At 72.9% G+C, this 18,827-nt stretch carries 14 protein-coding genes and 1 pseudogene; 10 read left to right on the top strand and 5 right to left on the bottom strand.

The window, feature by feature from the left end:
- The first annotated feature begins 12 nt into the window (after positions 1-12).
- The 9 genes from WMF34_RS04990 (at position 13) to panD (ending at position 11,390) form a co-directional block, all read left to right on the top strand.
- A complete protein-coding gene (locus WMF34_RS04990; RefSeq protein WP_157906452.1) occupies positions 13-1,419 on the top strand; it encodes a sensor histidine kinase in 1,407 nt (468 codons plus the stop codon).
- A gap of 359 nt (positions 1,420-1,778) precedes the next feature.
- A complete protein-coding gene (locus WMF34_RS04985) occupies positions 1,779-2,180 on the top strand; it encodes a hypothetical protein (RefSeq protein WP_012233580.1) in 402 nt (133 codons plus the stop codon).
- 141 nt (positions 2,181-2,321) lie between these two features.
- Positions 2,322-4,919 (top strand): transglycosylase SLT domain-containing protein, encoded by a 2,598-nt coding sequence (locus WMF34_RS04980; protein WP_437992564.1) that lies wholly within the window; start codon positions 2,322-2,324, stop codon positions 4,917-4,919.
- Between the two features lie 83 nt (positions 4,920-5,002).
- Positions 5,003-6,340, top strand: a complete 1,338-nt coding sequence (locus WMF34_RS04975; RefSeq protein WP_012233578.1) for a serine/threonine-protein kinase — start codon at positions 5,003-5,005, stop codon at positions 6,338-6,340.
- 4 nt (positions 6,341-6,344) lie between these two features.
- The gene (locus WMF34_RS04970; RefSeq protein ID WP_437992563.1) at positions 6,345-7,424 is read left to right on the top strand and encodes a dipeptidase; all 1,080 of its coding nucleotides are present in this window, start codon (positions 6,345-6,347) and stop codon (positions 7,422-7,424) included.
- Positions 7,425-7,607: 183 nt separating this feature from the next.
- The gene (locus tag WMF34_RS04965; RefSeq protein WP_012233576.1) at positions 7,608-8,153 is read left to right on the top strand and encodes a DUF1232 domain-containing protein; all 546 of its coding nucleotides are present in this window, start codon (positions 7,608-7,610) and stop codon (positions 8,151-8,153) included.
- A gap of 92 nt (positions 8,154-8,245) precedes the next feature.
- Positions 8,246-9,322, top strand: a complete 1,077-nt coding sequence (locus tag WMF34_RS04960) for a metallophosphoesterase (RefSeq protein WP_437992562.1) — start codon at positions 8,246-8,248, stop codon at positions 9,320-9,322.
- A gap of 390 nt (positions 9,323-9,712) precedes the next feature.
- A complete protein-coding gene (locus WMF34_RS04955) occupies positions 9,713-10,858 on the top strand; it encodes a hypothetical protein (protein WP_437992561.1) in 1,146 nt (381 codons plus the stop codon).
- 142 nt (positions 10,859-11,000) lie between these two features.
- The gene (panD, locus tag WMF34_RS04950) at positions 11,001-11,390 is read left to right on the top strand and encodes an aspartate 1-decarboxylase (RefSeq protein WP_437992560.1); all 390 of its coding nucleotides are present in this window, start codon (positions 11,001-11,003) and stop codon (positions 11,388-11,390) included.
- 51 nt (positions 11,391-11,441) lie between these two features.
- On the opposite strand, the gene WMF34_RS04945 is transcribed toward panD, so the two are convergent.
- The 3 genes and pseudogenes from WMF34_RS04945 to WMF34_RS04935 form a co-directional block, all read right to left on the bottom strand.
- Entirely contained in the window at positions 11,442-13,094 is a 1,653-nt protein-coding gene (locus WMF34_RS04945) for a hypothetical protein (RefSeq protein WP_437994611.1), read from the bottom strand.
- Between the two features lie 8 nt (positions 13,095-13,102).
- Positions 13,103-14,044, bottom strand: coding sequence for an alkaline phosphatase PhoX (locus WMF34_RS04940; protein ID WP_437994610.1), 942 nt, complete (start codon positions 14,042-14,044; stop codon positions 13,103-13,105).
- Between the two features lie 61 nt (positions 14,045-14,105).
- Positions 14,106-15,053 (bottom strand): annotated as a pseudogene (locus WMF34_RS04935) (alkaline phosphatase PhoX); the annotation flags it as partial.
- On the opposite strand from WMF34_RS04935, the gene WMF34_RS04930 reads away from it, so the two are divergent.
- Positions 14,971-15,159, top strand: coding sequence for a hypothetical protein (locus tag WMF34_RS04930; RefSeq protein ID WP_437994724.1), 189 nt, complete (start codon positions 14,971-14,973; stop codon positions 15,157-15,159). The pseudogene WMF34_RS04935 and the gene WMF34_RS04930 sit on opposite strands and share 83 nt — an antisense overlap.
- Positions 15,160-15,837: 678 nt before the next feature.
- Here WMF34_RS04930 and WMF34_RS04925 read toward each other — a convergent pair.
- Positions 15,838-16,041 (bottom strand): hypothetical protein, encoded by a 204-nt coding sequence (locus tag WMF34_RS04925; protein ID WP_044964020.1) that lies wholly within the window; start codon positions 16,039-16,041, stop codon positions 15,838-15,840.
- 153 nt (positions 16,042-16,194) lie between these two features.
- Positions 16,195-18,684, bottom strand: coding sequence for a sodium-translocating pyrophosphatase (locus tag WMF34_RS04920; protein WP_012233568.1), 2,490 nt, complete (start codon positions 18,682-18,684; stop codon positions 16,195-16,197).
- Positions 18,685-18,827: the final 143 nt, after the last annotated feature.

Below are 18,827 nucleotides of genomic sequence, written 5' to 3'. Positions count from 1 at the left end.
AAGTCTTCTCTTATGCTCGAGCGGCTGCCGTCTATCCTGCTGTCGCTGTTTGCGGCCTTCTTCGTCGCCATCGCGAGCTTCGTGATCTCCGCTGGTTACGCGGAGCACCGAGCCGCCGCGATCGACGCGGTGGCCATGAGCTTGGCGGAGAACGCCACGCCGAGCATCATCCACCTGGCGACCGCGCGCGCCGAGCTGAGGCATATCCAGGCGCTCCTGAGCGACCTCGTCAACGACGCCGCGCTGGGGCGCCCGCGCGACCGCCACGAGCTCGACGAGGCGCGCGACAATCTATCCCGGAGCATCGACGTCTACCTCGGCATGCCCGTCTATCCGGGCGAGTTCAAGCAGTGGCAGACCGTCGCGCAGGCGCTCGGCAAGCTCGATCAGGACACCGATCGGGTCCTCTCGCTGGTGGCGAACGGCCATCCGGACGAGGCCAGCAAGCTCGTGGACAGCGCGCTGCGGGCGGACTTCAACTCGACGAACGACGCCGTGATGGCCAGCATCGAGCTCAACGCACGGCACGCAGGTCGTCTGGCGACCGAGATCGCAGCCAACCGCGGTCGCTCTCGCCGGGTCGCGTTCGTGCTCAACACGGCGAGCGTGACGTTCGCGCTGCTGGCCTGCGCGGCGGCCGCGGTGCAGATCCGGCGCCACGTGAGGCTGCTCTGCCAGCAGGGCGTGGTCCTGGAGCGCCGAGCGGATGAGCTCGAGCAGTTCGCCGGCCGGGTCGCGCACGACGTGCTCAGCCCCCTCGGCGCGGTCGCGCTCTCGCTCGACCTCGCCCTGCGGCGGTTCGACGAGGGAGATCCGGCACGAAAGGGGCTCGAACGGGGCCGGCAGGCCATCCTTCGCGTCAAGCGCATGACCGACGGGCTGCTGGAGTTCGCTCGCGCGGGCGCGAGTCCGGAGCCAGGCGCGCGCGCCGAGGTGCACCTCATCATCGACGATCTCATGGTCGAGCTCGTTCCTGTCGCGGTGGAGCTCGGCGCGGAGCTCCGCGTCGAGCCCTTCGCCCCGTGCGCGGTGGCCGCGAGCCCCGGCGTGCTGACCAGCATCCTCGCCAACCTGATCCGCAACGCGCTCAAGTACCTCGGCGACGCGGCGGTCTGTCGCGTCGTGATCCGGGTGCTCGACGGGAGAGAGGCTGTGCGGATCGAGGTGGAGGACACGGGGCCCGGCGTCGCGCCAGCCCTCGAGCAGATGGTGTTCGAGCCTCATGTCCGAGCGCAGGGCGCTCGAGTGCCGGGCCTGGGCCTGGGGCTCGCCACCGTCAAACGCTTGACCGAGGCGCACGGCGGCCGCGTGGGGCTCCGCACGGTCGTGGGCCAGGGGAGCATCTTCTGGTTCGAGCTGCCCAGAGCGAGCGCCGAGGCGGCGCACGCGCCCGAAATCGGCCCGAGCACCACCGCATGACATCCGGGAGGCTGCGCTCCGCGAGCGACGTGAGGATGCGCTTGCGAAGAAAGATAGGCGCCGAGATCCAGCGCGACACGCCGGTCCCGAACGCGCCGCAGTAGCCGCCCCATCCGAACGGGGCCGGCGGCGCCTCCCCTCGCACGAGGCTGCCGCCGACGAGACCCACGGCGCCTCGAGCTCGTACGAGGTCGCCCCCTCGGACGACCCCGGTTTCCTTCAGTCCACGCCGGTCCGTCTTTGTTGACCCGGTGCGCGGCCCCAGGCACCATCGGCGCGCAGCGCCCGGCTGGCCTGCATGGCCGGAGGCTCGACTCCGGCTCGCTCTCCTTCCCTAAACAAGCTGTTGAGGTGCTTTGATGCCCGTTCGTACGATGCTCTTGCTCTGCTTCGCGCCGTTTGTCATTGGCGCTCTCCATGGTTGCGGCGGCGACGACGGCGGCGGCGATACCTCCGGGGGCTCGTCGCTCGGCGAATGTCCGCCCGACTCGACCGCGCAGGCGGAGGCGGGCTACCAGGCGCTCCAGGATCAGTGCGTGCCCTGTCATCTGACGACCTCGGTGGGCGCGTCGCGCATCAACGCTCCGGAGGACGTCAACGTCGACGACCCGGCCAGCGTCAGGGCCGAGGCGGAGGAGATCTTCGAGGAGATCCAGATCGGCGGGGCGAACGGCGCGGACGGGATGCCCATCGGCGTGAAGCTCTCCGACGACACGATCGAGGCCATCCGGGTCTTCCTCGCCTGCGACGCGGCGAAGTAACGCCGCGTCGCTGCCCCGCACGCTTCCACACCACGTCCGAACGCCGGCGCGCCAGCTCACGAGAGGGCGCGCCGGCGGCTCTCAGGCGCGCCGCTCGCCTCGATCGCTGTGCGACCGCGCGATCCGGAGTATGGTGCAGGCATGTTCAGGCTGGATGCCCGCTCCGGGGCCGCCGCGCTCGCGCTGGCCGCCACGCTCGCGCTGACCGCGTCGCTCGGCGCCTCGTGCGCCGGCGCGCCCCCTGCGCAGCGCGGGGCGGCGGCCTGCCCGCCGCTCTGCCCGCAGCCGGCGCCCCCGCCGACCGCAGCGCCGGCGGGGCCCGTCGTCACGGGCACGCCGGGCGAGGCGCCGGCGTTCGACCCCGAGCGCCTCACCCTCGTGCTCGACGACCCGCGGCTCGCGCAGGTGCAGAAGCTCGTCGAGCAGGAGGCGTACGCAGGCGCGGCCGCGGCGATGGCCCAGGCGCTCTCGGCGCCCCTGCCGCCCGCGGACGCGGCGGCGTTCCGCTACCAGCTCGGGCGGCTGCGCGCCCTCGCGGGCGATCCCGTGGGCGCGGCGAAGGAGTACGACGCCGCCGCGGCGGCGGGCGGGCCGCTCGCGGATCACGCGAGGTTCGCGGCGGCCGATCTCCTCGCCAGGGCGGGGCAGCCCGACGCGGCGCTCGAGCGCGCGCGCGCCGTCGCGTCGGACGTCGCGATCGCCGACGAGCTCGATCGCATCGTCGCCGGCGCGCTCGCCGACAAGGGCGACATCGAGGGCGCGGCCGCGCGCTGGCGCGCGTACCTCGCCCGCAGCTGGCCGGCGTCGACGTGGGTGCCCGAGGCGCTCCGCTTCGCCCGCGCGCTGCTCCGCCACCCGAGCGAAGACCACGCCGAGGAGGCGATCCGCGTCACCCGGCGCGTCATCGACGAGGCGCCGGGCGGCGCCGGCGCCGGGGAGGCGAAGGAGATCCAGGACCAGGCCCTGTCGACGCTGCCGTTCGCGCGGCGCAAGCCGTTCCTCGACCTGGGCCCCGCCGATCTGCTCGCCCGCGCGCGCGCCTTGCTCGCCTCGCGCCAGGACAAGGAGGCGCTCGCCGTCACCGACGCGCTGATCGCCCTCCCCGAGGCGCAGGCGCCCTCGGCCTTCGCCTGCGACGCGTTCGCCGCGCGCGGCGAGGCGCTCGGGCGCCTCCGGCGGCGGGCCGAGGCCGCCGACCTCTTCGGCACGGCGATCGAGCGCTGCGGGCCGGCCGCGCCCGCCGCCGCAAGCGCGGCGCCCGCCGCCGCAGACGTGACGCCCGCTGCAGGTGCGAGCGCGCCCGCCGCCGCAGGCGTGACGCCCGCTGCAGGTGCGAGCGCGCCCGCCCCGCGGCGGCCCGAGACCCTCTACAACGCCGGGCGCGCGTCGCTCCGCGTCGATCGGCACGCCGAGGCGGCCGCGCGCTTCGCGCTGCTCGAGAAGGAATACCCGGATCACCGGCTCGCGGACGACGCGCGCTACCTCGGCGCGCGCGCGCTGCTCGGGCTCGGGGACCAGGCGCAGTTCGTGCAGCTGCTCACCGCCATGCCCGACGATTACCCGTCGGGCGACATGGTCGCCGACGGCCTGTTCGAGCTCGCGCTCTTCGAGATGGAGCGCGGCGACTGGGCGGGCGCGGTCAGGCCGCTCGAGCGCGCGCTCGAGCGGTTCCCGCACGAACGCGCGTACCACGCCGCCGGCAGGCTCCCCTATTACCTCGGGCGCGCCCACATCGAGACGGGCTCGCCCGACAAGGGGAAGGCGCTGCTCGAGCAGGTGATCCGCGATTACCCGCTCTCTTTCTACATGGCGCTCTCCCACGCGCGGCTCGCCGACGTGGACCCGGCCGCCGCCGAGCGCGCCCTGTCCGCGGCCCTGGAGCGCGACGCGAGCGCGCCGTACACCGAGCTCAGGAGCCCGCTCTTCGCGCGGCCCGCGTTCACGCGCGCGGTCGAGCTCGCGCGCCAGGGGGAAGCGAAGCTCGCGCGGCGCGAGCTCGACCTGCTCGGCGTCGGGGGCAAGACGGCGCCGCGCGAGGTGATGTGGGCCTCGGCGTTCCTGCTCGCGCGCTCGGGCGCGCTGCCGCAGTCGTACAGCATCCTGCGCACCGCCATGGCGGCGCCAGCGGCCGTCGAGCTCGCGGGCGAGTGGGTCGATCACTACCCGGTCGGGCGCTGGCGCGGCGCCTGGGAGCTCGCCTACCCGCGCCCCTTCTCCGGCCTCGTCGCCGCGGAGACCAAGCGGAGCGGGATCCCCGAGGCCCTCGCCTACGCGATCATGCGCGAGGAGTCGGCCTTCGACCCGAGGGTGGCCTCGCCGGCCCAGGCGTTCGGGCTGATGCAGCTCATCGTGCCGACCGCGAAGCGGATGGCCAAGCCGCTCGGGCTGCCGTGGAGCGCCGAGGCGCTGAAGCGCCCCGAGGTGAACATCGCGCTCGGCTGCCGCTACCTCTCGCAGCTGCGCGGCCAGTTCTCGGACAACCCCCTGCTGGCGATCCCCGCCTACAACGCGGGGGGCGGCGCGCCGAAGCGATGGATCGCGGAGCGCCCCTCGCAGAGCTTCGACCTGTGGGTCGAGCGCATCCCGTACGAGGAGACGCGGCTCTACACGAAGCGCGTGATGACGAGCCTCGCCGTCTACGAGCTCCTCTACGCCGGCGCTCAGCCGGGCGAGGCCCTGCGGACGCCGCTGCCCGCGAGCCCGGCCGCGCGCTCGGCCGTGGCGAACGCCGCGCCCTGACACCCGCGCCGGCGGAACCGGAAGCCAAGCGCCGCCGAGGTTTCGGCGAGCTGGCCGCGCTCAAGCTTTGGTAGAGTCCGCGTGTGATCGACCCATCGAGCCCTTCCCATCAGCTCGTGGGCGCCGTGCTCAACGGGCGCTTCCGGATCCTGCGTCTCCTCGGCGAGGGGGGCATGGGCGCGGTCTACGAGGCCGAGGGCCTTCGCGGCGAGGGCAAGCGGGCGATCAAGGTGCTCCACCCCGAGTTCACGCAGGAGGAGCAGGTCCTCCACCGCTTCTTCGCCGAGGCGGAGGCGACGAGGGGCTTCGTCCACCAGAACATCGCCTCGGTCTTCGAGGCGACCCGCGCCGAGGACGGCACGCCCTACCTCGTCATGGAGCTCCTGCAGGGCGTCCCGCTCGCCGCGTACATCGACACGGGCAACCCGATCCCCCCGCAGCAGGCCGTGCCGATCATCCACGAGGTGCTCCAGGCGCTCATGGCCGCGCACAGCCACAAGGTGATCCACCGCGATCTGAAGCCGGAGAACCTGTTCCTCATCCGCGATCCGCGCGGGGGCTTCCGCGTGAAGGTGCTCGACTTCGGCATCGCGAAGGTGATGGACGCGGCCGGCGGAATGGGCCTGAAGACCCGCGCAGGCACGCTCCTCGGGACGCCCGGCTACATGAGCCCCGAGCAGATCAAGAACGCGCAGGGCGTCGACGCGCGCGCCGATCTCTGGAGCGTCGGCGTGATCTTCTACGAGATGCTCACGGCGACGCAGCCGTTCCCCGCCGAGAACGAGTTCGCGCGGCTCACCGCCGTGCTCGCCAAGGAGGTGCGCCCGATCGAGCAGGTCGCGCCCCACCTCGCGGCCTGGGGCCTCTTCTTCCAGCGCGCCCTCTGCAAGGACGTGGCCGGACGCTTCCAGACGGCCGAGGAGATGGCGCAGACGCTGGGCGCCATCGCGCACCGCACGGGCATCGCGACGCCCAGCGCGCGGCCCGACGCGCCGGCGTCGCCCGCGCTGACGCACCAGCTGCCCTCGCTGCCGCCGCCGCAGCCGCTTCAGAGCGTGACGCAGCCGCCGCAGAACGTGGCGCAGCCGCCGCAGAACGTGACGCAGCCGGTGCAGAGCGTGCCGCCGGTCGCGTCCAGGGTCCCGACGGTGCCCCCGCCGCGCATGACGGCGCCGCCCGCCCAGGCGTCCCCGTCGGTGGCGCCCACGGCGACCTTCTCGGCCAGGCCAACCCACATCAGCGCGCAGCAGCCCGCCGGCGTGCCGACGCTCACGGGCGGCCATTACGACGTGCGGGTCGTGGAGGTCCCCTTGGCCGCCGAGGGCGGGGGCTCGGAGGGCGCTGCCTGGTGGCTCGTGGGGCTCATCGGGCTCGTGTGCCTCGGGGTCGGCTTCGCGCTGGGCGTGCTGGTGAGCGGGTGAGCGCGTGAACGGAAGCGCCCGCGTCCGCGCCCTGCTCGCCGTCACCTGCGCCGCCGGCGCCCTGGGCGCGCCGCGGCCCACGCTCGGCGACCCGCCCGCGGAGCCCCCCGTGCCGGTCGTCGATCTGCACGTCGACGTGCCCTGGCAGGTCCACTTCAAGGGGCGCGACAGGCGCCTCGGCGAAGGCCACGCCCGCAGGGAGACGCTCGTCGCGGGCCACTACCTCGGCATCGTGCTGCCGATCTACCTGCCCGACCAGGCGCGCCCCGAGGGCCCGCAGATCGAGGACGCCAGCGCGGTCCTCGCGACGATCGAGGCGATCATCGCCGCGAACCCGGTGCTCCTCCCGCTCGGCGCGGCGCGGGCCGAGCCGGGGAAGATCAGCACCTTCCTCTCGATCGAGGGGGCCGGCGCGTTCGCGGCGGACATCGCGCAGATCGACCGCTTCATCGCGCGCGGCGTGCGGCTCATCAGCCCGAACCACGCGAAGAACACACGGCTCTCGTCGTCCGCGACCGGCGAGCCGGCGGCGTACGGGCTGACCGAGCTCGGCAAGCGGTTCTGCGAGCGCGTCTACGAGCAGGGCGCCCTGATCGACGTCTCGCACATCTCGGACGCCGCGTTCGCGGATCTCGTCCCGATCGCCGCGGCGCACGGCGCGCCGATCGTCGCGACGCACTCGAACGCGCGCGCGGTGGCGAACCGGCCGCGCAACCTGACGGACGAGCAGCTGCGGCTCATCGCGCGGAGCGGCGGGGTCGCGGGGCTCAACTTCCACGCCCCCTTCGTGAACGGCACGAGCGAGGCGGACGTTGACGACGTGGTCGCGCAGGTCGATCACATGGTCCGCGTGGCCGGCGTCGATCACGTCGCGATCGGCTCGGATTTCGACGGCGGCATCGTCCCGCCGAGGGGGCTCGACGACGCGTCGGCGCTGCCGGCGCTCGCCGCGCGGCTCAGGCAGCGCGGCATGTCGCGCGAGGACGTGGTGAAGATCTTCGCGCAGAACGCGCTGCGCATCCTCGGCTGGCGGCCGGCGATGGATGCGAAGAGCGCGAGCGCGGCCGGCGGCGCGCGCCCGTAGCCGAGGGCCGCGGCGCGCCGCCCGCGCGATCGTGGGAAAGGCGCGCGTGCGCAGGGAAGCCGCGACGATGTCCTGGTCGCAGCGCCCGGCGCCCGAAGCGGCGCCGAGCGCCTCGCCTGCATGGATGGCGTGGACGGCGCCGCGCCCCTCGGACTACGCTCGCGCTCCCGCCGGGAGGATCCCATGACCGATCTCGACGACCGCTGTCTCGACACGTTCCCCGAGTGGCTGCGCAGCCTCGCCTCGGACGCCACGGATCTGGCGGGCCTGCTCGCCTCGCCGGAAAGCCCGGAGGCCACGCGCCGCTCGCTCGCGGGGGGCCTCAACTACCTCTTCAAGTCGCTCGACCTCATCCCGGACGGCATCGAGGATCTCGGCTTCCTCGACGACGCCTTCGTGCTGCGCGTCGCCGCGTCCTTCGCCGCGGCGGAGAGCCCGGAGCTGCGCGACCAGGCGCCGGCCCTCGCGCGGCTCGCCCGCGACGCGGAGCTCATCGCCGAGCTGCTCGGCGGCGACTACGCCCGGCTCAAGGGCTACGTGCGCTCGCTGGAGAAGGGCGCCGCGCGCGGCCGCACCGTCGACGACATCCTGAGCGACGAGCAGGTCCGCGCCTCGTTCATGCACGAGATCACCGGCTGGGCGTCGAGCTACACCGCCCCGAGCTTCAGCCGTGACGCGAAGAATCTGATCAAGCTAAAATCATTCCTCTCCGCCAAGCTCCCGGCCTGATCGCGCGCGTCGAGGTGCCGCCGCGGCGCGCCGCGGCGCGTCCACCGCTCGCCATGGTACACCCCCGATCATCCCCCGGAGGATCGCGTCCGATGTCAGCCGCTCTCCGCCTCACCGCGCTGTTCGCCGCACTGCTCGCCGCGGGCTGCGACGCCGACCGACCCGCCTCGACGGCGCACAGCCCCGCCGCCACCTCTCCGCCTCCGCGCTCGACGGGAGCCCCGGCTGCGCCGCCGCCCGACGCGGATCGCTCCTACGCGTACCCGGCCGCCGATCGCGTGGTCGCCATCGGCGACGTCCACGGCGACCTCGCGGCGACGCGCGCGGCCCTGCGGATCGCGGGCGCCATCGACGGCGCGGATCGCTGGATCGGCGGCAAGCTCGTGCTCGTGCAGACGGGCGACGAGCTCGACCGCGGCGACGACGAGCAGGTCATCGTCGACCTCTTCGATCGCCTCGCCGTCGAGGCGCGCGCAGCCGGCGGCGCCGTGTACGCGCTGAACGGCAACCACGAGGTCATGAACGTCCAGCTCGATTTCCGCTACGTCACCGAGGGCGGCTTCAGGGACTTCGAGGACGTGCCCGGGCTCGACACGTCGGGCCCCCGCCTCGCGCCGGTGCCGCCCCCCGCGCGAGCCCGCGCCGCCGCGTTCGCCCCCGGCGGTCTCTACGCCAGGAAGCTCGCGGCGCGCGACGTGATCATCGCGGTCGGCGACACCGTCTTCGCGCACGGCGGCGTGCTCCCGGCCCACACGCGCTACGGCATCGCGCGGATCAACCGCGAGGTGCGCGCGTGGATGGAGGGGAAGAGCCCCTCCGCGCCGGCCGTGATCGCGGCCGAGGACAGCCCGGTGTGGGCGCGCCTCTACTCGAGCGAGCCGCCGCCGAGCCCGGGGTCGCCCCCCTGCGCGGCGCTGGACCAGACCCTCGCGGCGATGTCCGCGAAGCGCATGGTCGTGGGCCACACGGTCCAGAGGCACGGCGCCACGTCGGCCTGCGGCGACAAGATCTGGCGGATCGACGTCGGCATGGCGTCGCATTACGGCGGAAAACCAGCAGCGCTGGAGATTGTCGGTGACACCGTGCGTGTCTTGACGGCCGAGGCAACCAAGGCGGCCGAGACAACCAAGGCGGCCGAGGCGACCAGCGCGGCCAAACCGAAGAAATAGACGTAATTGTGAGAAAACTTCAACGCCGTCCGCAATGCGATCGCGTGTCGTCCACGTTTACGTTCACGTTGACAGCCATGTTCACGCCTCACGCCAAGAGCCGCTGGGGGAGAAGCCCCCGGGCGCGCCCCGAGCTCCATTGACGGGCGAGGCGAGAACCGGATAACGTGAATAGCAAACTGGGGTTCTTCGATCCCCAGGGGAAGGGAATCAGATGCCCGAGCGACCGCTCGCGCTGATCCACGAGGCGAATCTGAGCGACGGGGTGCCTACCCTGACGCTCGGCGAGCGGCGCCCCCCCCTTCCGGTCCCCCGTGCTGCGCCCGCGCTCCTGAGCCGGTGCCGGCAGGTCGAGCGCTGTACCGCGTGGCGCGACGCGGGGAGCGGCTGATGGACGACGACGAGCTGCTGCGCGCCCTGACGCGCATCGCACAGCGGGATCCGACGACCGATCCGCGCTGGCGCAGGCTCGCCGAAGAGACGCGCCCGGAGGACGCGCAAGACGCTCCGGGAGACGCCGCGAACACCGCGGCGCGCTCGAGCGCCGGGCGGGAGGAGCGCGAAGTCCGGCCGCCCCTCGACGACGAGACCCGCGCCCGGCTCGCCGACCAGCTCGTCGCCCAGCTCCGGGAGCCGAGCGGCGGTGCGCCCGCGCCGTCTCCGCTCGCGCGCCCAGCGGTCGATCGGAAATCGGGGATCCGCTTCCGGTGCCCCGAGGAGTGGGACTGCGACGCGGAGGAGGCGAGCGACGTCGCCGATGCAGCGCCGCTCGGCGCGGACGCCGACTCGCTCAGCGGGACGAGCGCGCCGTCCACCACGGACGCGCCGGTCTGTCGCGCGATCGACGGCGAATCGGTGCCGCCCGGGACATCGGAGCCGCCGCGCGATGCGCGCTCGAGCGCGGCGCCCGGGCAGCCTGCCCAGCGCGCGCAGGACGGCGCGGACGCCCTCGCCAGGCCGCCGCGCAAGGGCCTGTCGCACCCCGAGCTGGTCGTCGAGCGGCGGAGCGCGCGGCGGACGACTCCGGCGGCGCGGGCCCGGGCGGCCGTCGGCGTGGTCGGCTGGGTCGTGTCGGCGGCGCTCGTGTCGCTGCTGGCGCTGCGGCCCGCGCCGTTCGCGCCGGGCGCCGCCCCGCTCCCCGACTACACGCTCGCGACGACGACCCTCGGCGACGGCCCGCAGCAGGGAGCTCGCGGGCCGGGCACCCCGCGCCACGTCGGCAGGGGCGAAAGGCTCACGATCGCGCTCTCGCCCGGCACGCACGTGCCAGCGCCGGTCGCGGTAAGGGCCTTCCTGGTGCAGGGCGGGAGCGCGCGCCCGTGGCCCGTGGAGCTGGCGCTGGATGGCGTCGGTGGCGCGAGCATCTCGGGCACGCGCGAGGAGCTGTTCCGGGACGTCGCGGTGGGTCCCTGCGAGGTCGTCCTGGTGGTCGGCCACCCCGACGCGCTGCCAGGCCCGGACGACCCGCTGCCCGACGAGGACGCCATCCACCTGGCGGGCGGCCGGCTCCTGCGGCAGCGATTGTTCCTTGACTGACCGCCGGCTGCGCGCATGAGGTAGCCCGTCCTTTCCCTGGCGAGGGAGGCCCGCCTCACCCGCGGGCGCGCTCGACCCGGCGCGCGCTCGACCCGGGGCGCGCGCCGCCGTCCCTCGCCGGGAAGGGCAGAGGGCATCACGCATGAACCGACGGATGTTCAAGAGCAAGATCCACCGCGCGACCGTGACCCACGCGGATCTGCACTACGAGGGCAGCGTCACGATCGACGCCGACCTCCTGGAGGCCGCCGACATCCTGCCGTACGAGGCGGTCGACATCTGGAACGTGACGCGCGGCTCCCGGCTGACCACGTACGCGCTCGCGGGGGCGCACGGCTCGGGCGTCGTGTGCATCAACGGCGCGGCGGCGCACCTCAATCAGCCCGGCGACCTCGTGATCATCGCGACGTTCGCGGACATGGACGACGCCGAGGCGCGGCGGCACACGCCGCGCGTGCTCCGCGTCGACGGGCGCAACCGGCCGCTCGCCGAGCAGCCGCCCGAGACGCCGGGCCCGCTCGCGCCCAACTGAGCGTGCGCGGGCCAGCCGGGCGCCTCACCCGGGGCGCCGGCGCCCCAGGCCTCACCAGGCGAGGTGCGCCCGCCCGTCGAGGTACACGCGCTGCGCCTCGCCGAGGCCCGTCGACTCGCCCTCCACGACGCGCAGGATCCCCGTCGCGGGCCCGAGCGCCACATCCCGCCCCGCCTCGAAGCGCTGCGCTCGCACCAGGGCCCGGTAGGCCTTGTCCAGCAGGAGGGCCCGCTCGCGCGACGGCGCGACGAGGTACGCGAGATCGCGGTCGCCGCCGGGCGCGCCGCGCCGCACCTCGGCCTCGTCGAGCGCGCCGCCCGGGAAGAAGCGGGCGAGCATCTCCGCGTTCCCGCGGTAGTCGTCGGCCCCGCGCGCGCGGCGCAGGTAGGTCAGCACCTCCGGCTCCGCGTGGCCGGCCTGCGGCACGTCGGGCATGCCGCGCAGGTCCTGGTGCCGCCAGCCGGCCGCGCCGGGCACCTTGCGCGCCAGCGAGAAGGTGTGGTCCACCGTCACCCCGACCGCGCCGTGGCAGCCCATGCACGCCCGGTGCTCCTCCGCGGTCTGCAGCCGCAGCCGGCCCTGCTCGTCCTCGATGAACGCCTGGATCTGCCAGCCGAACGCGTTGCGCAGGCCGACCTCTGGCCCGCCCGGGTGGAACGGCGGCTGCCCCTCGTCCTTCTCCTCCGCCTCGCGCTCGTACGCGCGCGCGATCGCCCAGTCGTCCGGCTCGTCGACCTTGCGCGCGTAGCGCAGCTCCTTCATCCGCGCGGCGAGCAGCGCCGGGCGATCCGGGTCGAGGTACCGCACCGAGTGCAGGAGCTCCGCCCCGCGCGGGTAGAGCCACGCCCGCACCGGCACGCCGGCCGCCCCGCCGGCGTACCGCGCGGGCAGGCGGACCACGCGCGTCACCGCGGGCTCGAGCGCGCCGTCGCCGTCGAGATCGAAGCCGGCGAGGAGCTCGCTCACCGGCTCCACCTCCCGCCCGGCGGCCGCGTCCGCGGGCCCGGCCGCGCCCTCCCTCGGCAGGGGCGACGGCGACGCGATCGCCGCCTCGAGCAGCGCGAGGTTCAGCTTGTACACCTCGCGCGACGGCGCGCCCGAGGCGTCCTCGCGGAACGCGGCCGGCAGCCGGAGGAACACGTCGCCGGCGCTGCCGTTCGTGGGCCAGAAGCTGCCGGGGAACGGCTTGTAGCGGACCGCGCGGAAGCCGCTCCCGTCGCGCGCGAAGCCCTCCTCGTCGAGCCCGGCGCCGAGGTCGAGATCCGGCACGTAGCCCGGGTAATCCCGGCGCGCGGCGAGCGCCTCGCGCAGCGGCGCGTAGTTGTCCTCCCGGATGTACTCGAGGATCTCCGCGTCGCTCGTCCGGGCGGCGGCGGCCGAGAGGTCCTCGAGCAGGTTCGTCCAGGGGTTCTTCCGGGCCGCGTCCGAGAAGGCGTACTCGCGCTGGAGCTCGTGATCGGCGAGCGTGTTCGGGCCGATCCCGATCGTGTGGCACGTCCAGCAGCCGTTCGCGCCGCCGGCCGTGGTCGCGTAACACATCGGCGGGATCGACGCCTCGGGGTTGCCAGCGCGCCCGGCGCGCGCGGCCGCGGTGGCGAGCGGGTCGTAGCCGCCCCCGCCGCAGCGCGCGCCCGCTGCGAGGACGGCGGACACCGCCGCGAAGGCCAGGGGCGCGGACAGCAGGCGCGCGCGGCGGGCGGGCATCGGAGGGATCACTCGGGCAGGAAGGTGACCGCGATCACGCTCGACAGGGAGGCGTCGCCCTTCGGCCAGGTGCTGTAGGCGTTCTCGCCAGGGTGCTGCACCGACATGAAGATCGTGCCCATGTCGGGCGTGAACGACGGGCCTGTCGCCTCGGCGTCGCTCGGCAGCCCCACGACGCGGAACGCCTTGCCGAAGCTCGGCTGGGTCACGCCCGGCTGGCCCGCGCGGTGGGCGGGGTCGAGATCGAGGTAGTAGAAGGCGTCCGCGTGCGAGGCCACGCCGAAGTTGCCGTCGGTGCCGAACCACACGCCGCCATCGCGGTCGAGGAGCAGGTTGTCCGGGCAGGAGGCGTCGAAGTCGCCCTGCCCCTTCGAGCCGTGCCAGACCTCGAAGTACAGGAACTCGGTCGACGCGCCCGGGTTCGCGGGGTCGGACTCCTCCAGGGCGAAGATCGAGCCCACCGCGTCCGTGCGCTTCGGGGACTGGGTCGCGTGGGTCGCCGGATCGAAGACCGCGCCGCCCTGATCGAGCGCCGTCTGCCCGGTGTGGTTGGTGAACGCCACGTAGAGGCGCGGCGTGCCGCTCGGATCGCGCGGGTTCCACTCGATGTCCTCGGGCCGGTTCAGCTCCATGATCCCGACCTTGTTGCTCACCGTGAACAGCGCGCGCCAGACGTCGTAATCCGTCTGGAAGCCGCCGATCCGGTTCCAGCTCACGTCGCGCAGCGCGTCGCCGACCGTCTTGGCCGGGTCGCCGAGCGCTACCGCGTTCGGCGCGATGTCGGCGCTGTCGACGGAGAGCTCGATCCACTGCCCCGTGCCCGGGGCCGCCTCGGTCGGGGCCGCGTGGGTCGCGACCAGGGTGTTGCCTGTCGTGTTGTCGAGCCCGGCCATGTGCGCCGCGTAGAGCTTGCCCTCGTCGAGCAGCGCGCGGATCGCCGCCCGCGTCATGCCGGCCGTGTAGTTGCCGCTTCACGTACTTGTAGATGCGGCCGCCGCGGCGATCGTCGGTCCCGTAGACAACGATCGGCCGACCAGGCGCGAGCCTCCACGCGTCGTCGACGGCGAACGTCGCGGCCTCCCAGCGGGCGCGGCCCATGAAGCCGAACTTCTTGTGGCCCGTGCCCGCCTGGGTCTTGCCGTCGTACTCGCCCGCGGGCTGCCCCGGGTCGATCTCGGTGAGATAACCGTAATGGTCGCGCGGCTGCCGGCCGTTCGGATCGGAGATGCGCCCGAACTCCGCGCTGGTGCTCGCCTCGAAGACAGGGCTCACCGGCGCGCCCGGGTCGAAGCCCCGGCCGGTGAGGAACCGCTGATCGCCAGACCAGCTCGCCTCGAGATCACCGTAGTAGTCCTGCACGTTCTCCTCGGCGGTGATCACCGTGCCCCACGGCGTCTGCCCGCCGGCGCAGTCGCCCATGATGCCGGCCACGAGCCCGCCCGCGAGCGCCGCGCCGGTCGTGTCGTCGTGGCCCGGACTCGAGAGCTCGTGCCCCGCGAGGCGGCTCAGCGTCTTGCTCGTCGCGTCGTACCGGACGGCGGTCGCGCTCCGGTCGACCGACCATGCGCCCGTCGCCGGGTCCTGCACGGTCCGGAGCCAGGAGCCGCCGACCTCCTTCTTTTCCCATCGAATGTAGGTGTCGACGTCCGCCTGCGACCAGACGTTCGACTCGACATCATTGGTGAGGACGCCGAGCTTGCGCAGGTGCCGGGCCAGCGTGAGGTGCTGCCCCGTTGGCGCGGAGCTGACCGTCGGGCTCCGCCCGGAGACGTACTCGTGGTTGACCCAGAGCCACCCGGCGGTGGCGGAGCCGTTCCACTGCGGCGCGTCGCCCGCGGTGGCGGCCCACCCTTCGCCGAAGAACGCTGTGTAATCGTTGTTGGCGCCGAAGCGGGGCGCTTCCGGCGCGGTGCTGAAGGTCAGCGGATCGAGCCAGGTCACAACGATGTCGGAGCGCACGCCGGCGAGCGCCCGGATGGTGTCGGTCGCGGCCGCGCGGAGCGGGAACTGCTCGCCCTCGGGCAAGTTGCCGGTGGCGAACAGCGCGACGCGCTCTCTCACGTAGTGCGCGAGGTTCGCGGCGTTGCTCCACACCGGCGCGTCCTCGCCGGGCGCCCCGGGCTCGCCAGGCGCACCGGGCTCGCCAGGCGCACCGGGCTCGCCAGGCGCACCGGGCTCACCAGGCGCCCCGGGCTCGCCAGGCGCCCCGGGCTCGCCAGGCGCCCCGGGCTCGCCAGGCGCACCGGGCTCGCCAGGCGCCCCGGGCTCACCAGGCGCCCCCGGCGCCCCCTGCTCACCGGGCGCACCGGGCTCCCCCTGCTCACCGGGCTCCCCTGGTTGCCCCGGCTCACCGTTCGCGCCGTCCTTGCCCGGTACGCCCTGTTCGCCGGGCGCCCCGGGCGCGCCCTTCGCGCCATCCTCGCCGCAACCGCTCCCGATCGCGGCAAGACCGCCTGCGAGCACCAGAAGCAACGCCGTCCTCAGGGTCCGCCTCGTCATCATGTCCTCGTCTCCGCCGGGTAATGGCCGCAGACGATGCCTGGCGACGGTGGCGCCCCAATGCCCCTCACGCGACAAGTTGTTGTCAGAGATCCCCTGACCCTCGATCGGGCGTGTCATGAGCACCACACGACCCGGCGGCCACGCGACGGGACCACGGCGAAGATCCCTGGGAGGACCGGCGGAGCCGCCTTGCTCGCCATGACCGCGCAGGCGCCATGGCCGCGCGGCCGTCGTCGCCGCGCTACTCGTCGTCCTCGTCGGGCACGACGACGTCTTGGCCGAAGCGCGCGCGCGCCTCGAGCAGCTCCTTGTCCGAGATCCAGGTGCGCTCGCAGCCGAGGAGCGGCTCTACCTGATAGACGTCCTTGCGCTGCTCGCCGTGCCCGTCTTCGAGGACCCGGACTACCTCGTGATGGAGGCCGCAAGTGGGGCAGAGCGCTCGCATGAAGGGTCACTATAGTGCGGGCGCGCTGGGCGCAAGGCCCTCCCCTGCGCGCCGTCGACCGCGGAGCGGCGTCGGGCGGCGGGGGAGGTCAGCGCGCGCGAGAGGGGAGCGAAAGGGCGCGGGGAGCGCCGAGCGCGAGAGGAGGCGCCTCGCTCAGGCCGTGGCGCGGGCGCCCGCAGCGGCGGTCGCCTTCTCGTCCGACTTGATCCGCATCCCGTAGAAGGAGCGGTACACGAACACCATCGAGAGCACGAAGAAGATGCCCGCGAGCACGAGGCTCGTCCCGCGGTCGATCTCGATCGCCAGCTCGACCGCGAGGAGGCCGAACAGCGTCGTGAACTTGATGATCGGGTTCATCGCGACAGACGAGGTGTCCTTGAAGGGGTCGCCCACGGTGTCGCCGACGACCGTCGCCGCGTGGAGCGGCGTGCCCTTCTCCTTCAGCTCCACCTCGACGAGCTTCTTCGCGTTGTCCCAGGCGCCGCCGGCGTTCGCCATGAAGATCGCCTGATAGAGCCCGAAGAGCGCGATGCTGATGAGGTAGCCGATGAAGAAGAACGGCTCGAGGCAGGCGAACGCGAGCGTCGAGAAGAAGACGCCGAGGAAGATGTTGAACATCCCCCGCTGCGCGTACTGCGTGCAGATCTCGACCACCTTCTTGCTGTCGGTGATCGAGGCCTTCTCCACGCCCTCGAGGCGGATGTTCGCCTTGATGAACTCGACCGCGCGGTAGGCGCCGGTCGAGACCGCCTGGGTCGACGCGCCGGTGAACCAGTAGATGATCGCGCCGCCCGTCACGAGGCCGAGCAGGAACGGCGGGTGGAGCGGCGAGAGCAGGCCCATGATCTCCTTCAACCGCTCCTGGGGCGTGAGGTTCGCCGCGTTCTTCACCAGCGTGTTGCTGAGCACGACGATGATCGAGAAGATGAGCGTCGTCGCGCCGACGACCGCCGTCCCGATGAGCACCGGCTTGGCCGTCGCCTTGAAGGTGTTGCCCGCGCCGTCGTTCTCCTCGAGGTAGTGCTTCGCCTTGTCGAAGTTCGGGGTGAAGCCGAAATCCTTCTTGAGCTCGGCCTCGACGTTCGGGACGTTCTCGATGAGCGAGAGCTCGTAGACCGACTGCGCGTTGTCGGTCACCGGGCCGTAGGAGTCGACCGCGATGGTCACCGGGCCCATGCCGAGGAAGCCGAACGCCACGAGGCCGAAGGCGAAGACGCTCTCGGCGATCATGAGCTGCCCGAGGCCCTGGGCAGAGAAGTAGTACGAGATGCCCATCAGCACGACGAGGACGAGGCCCATCCAGTACGCGCTGAAGTTGCCGGCGGTCAGGCCGGACAGGACGTTCAGCGAGGCGCCGCCCTCGCGCGACGCGGTCACGACCTCGCGGACGTGGCGCGACTCGGTCGAGGTGAAGATCTTGATCATCTCCGGGATGATGGCGCCCGCCAGGGTGCCGCAGGTGATGATCGACGAGAGCTTCCACCAGAGCGTCGTGTCGCCCCCGAGGCTCGGGATCATGAACGCCGACACGGCGTAGGTGAGCGCGACCGACACGATCGAGGTCAGCCAGACGAGGCGCGTCAGGGGGGCCTCGAAGTTCATCTTGTCGGCGTCGGCGTAGGACCCCTTCGCGATCGCCTCGTTGAGGAGGTACGAGCCGATGCTCGCGAGGACCATCACGATGCGCATCACGAAGATCCAGACGAGCAGCTGGACCTGGACGGCCGTATCGGGGACGGCGAGGAGGATGAACGAGATGAGCGCGACGCCGGTGACGCCGTACGTCTCGAAGCCGTCGGCGCTCGGGCCGACCGAGTCGCCGGCGTTGTCGCCGGTGCAGTCGGCGATGACGCCCGGGTTGCGCGCGTCGTCTTCCTTGATGTTGAAGACGATCTTCATGAGGTCCGAGCCGATGTCGGCGATCTTCGTGAAGATGCCGCCCGCGATGCGGAGCGCGGAGGCGCCGAGCGACTCGCCGATGGCGAAGCCGATGAAGCACGGGCCCGCGTAGTCGCCCGGGATGAAGAGCAGGATCACCAGCATGAGCATGAGCTCGGTGCTGATGAGGACCGCGCCGATGCTCATCCCGGCCTTGAGCGGGATCGCGTACGTCGGGAACGGCTTGCCCTTGAGGCTCGCGAACGCGGCGCGCGAGTTCGCGAACGTGTTGATGCGCATGCCGAACCACGCGACGCCGCAGCTGCCGGCGATGCCGACGAGGCTGCTCAGCAGGATGACCACGACCTTCGCGGCATCCATGTGACGCAGCACGCCGAAGTAGAGAACCATGACCGCGCCGATCAGGATCTCCAGGACCAGGATGAATTTGAACTGCGTGACGAGGTACGTCTTGCAGGTCTCGTAGATGAGCTCCGAGATCTCCCGCATCGCGCGGTGGACCGGGAGCTTGTTCAGCTGCGAGTAAATGACGAGCCCGAACACGAACCCGAGCGCGCAGACGCCGATGCCGCCCATGAGGAGCGTGCGGCCGTCGATGCCACCGAAGGACTGAGTGCCTAGGTCGGGGAGGACCAGATCGGATTCACTGGCGCTGGCGAGCCCGCCGCTGAGCAGCAGGGCAAGCGCGGCGAGCCCGGCCAGCATCGGTGCGAGCCAGGCCTTGTGGGACCGGAGAACGTTCATGGACGGTGTGCCTCCATCGCAAAATCCGAGGCAGAGGACGGCGCCATCGCCGCTCGCTGCTTCGTGGTTCCGAGGGGTTGGCCGCCTGCGTAAAGGGGAAGGGGACCGGCGCGCTGCCGGAGGGGCTCTTGCTCTAACGCCGA

The organism is Sorangium sp. So ce145 (assembly GCF_051525985.1).
GTDB lineage: Bacteria > Myxococcota_A > Polyangia > Polyangiales > Polyangiaceae > Sorangium > Sorangium cellulosum_B.
Note: the sequence above shows the minus strand (reverse complement) of the source record. Positions and strands in the feature narration are given on the sequence as shown.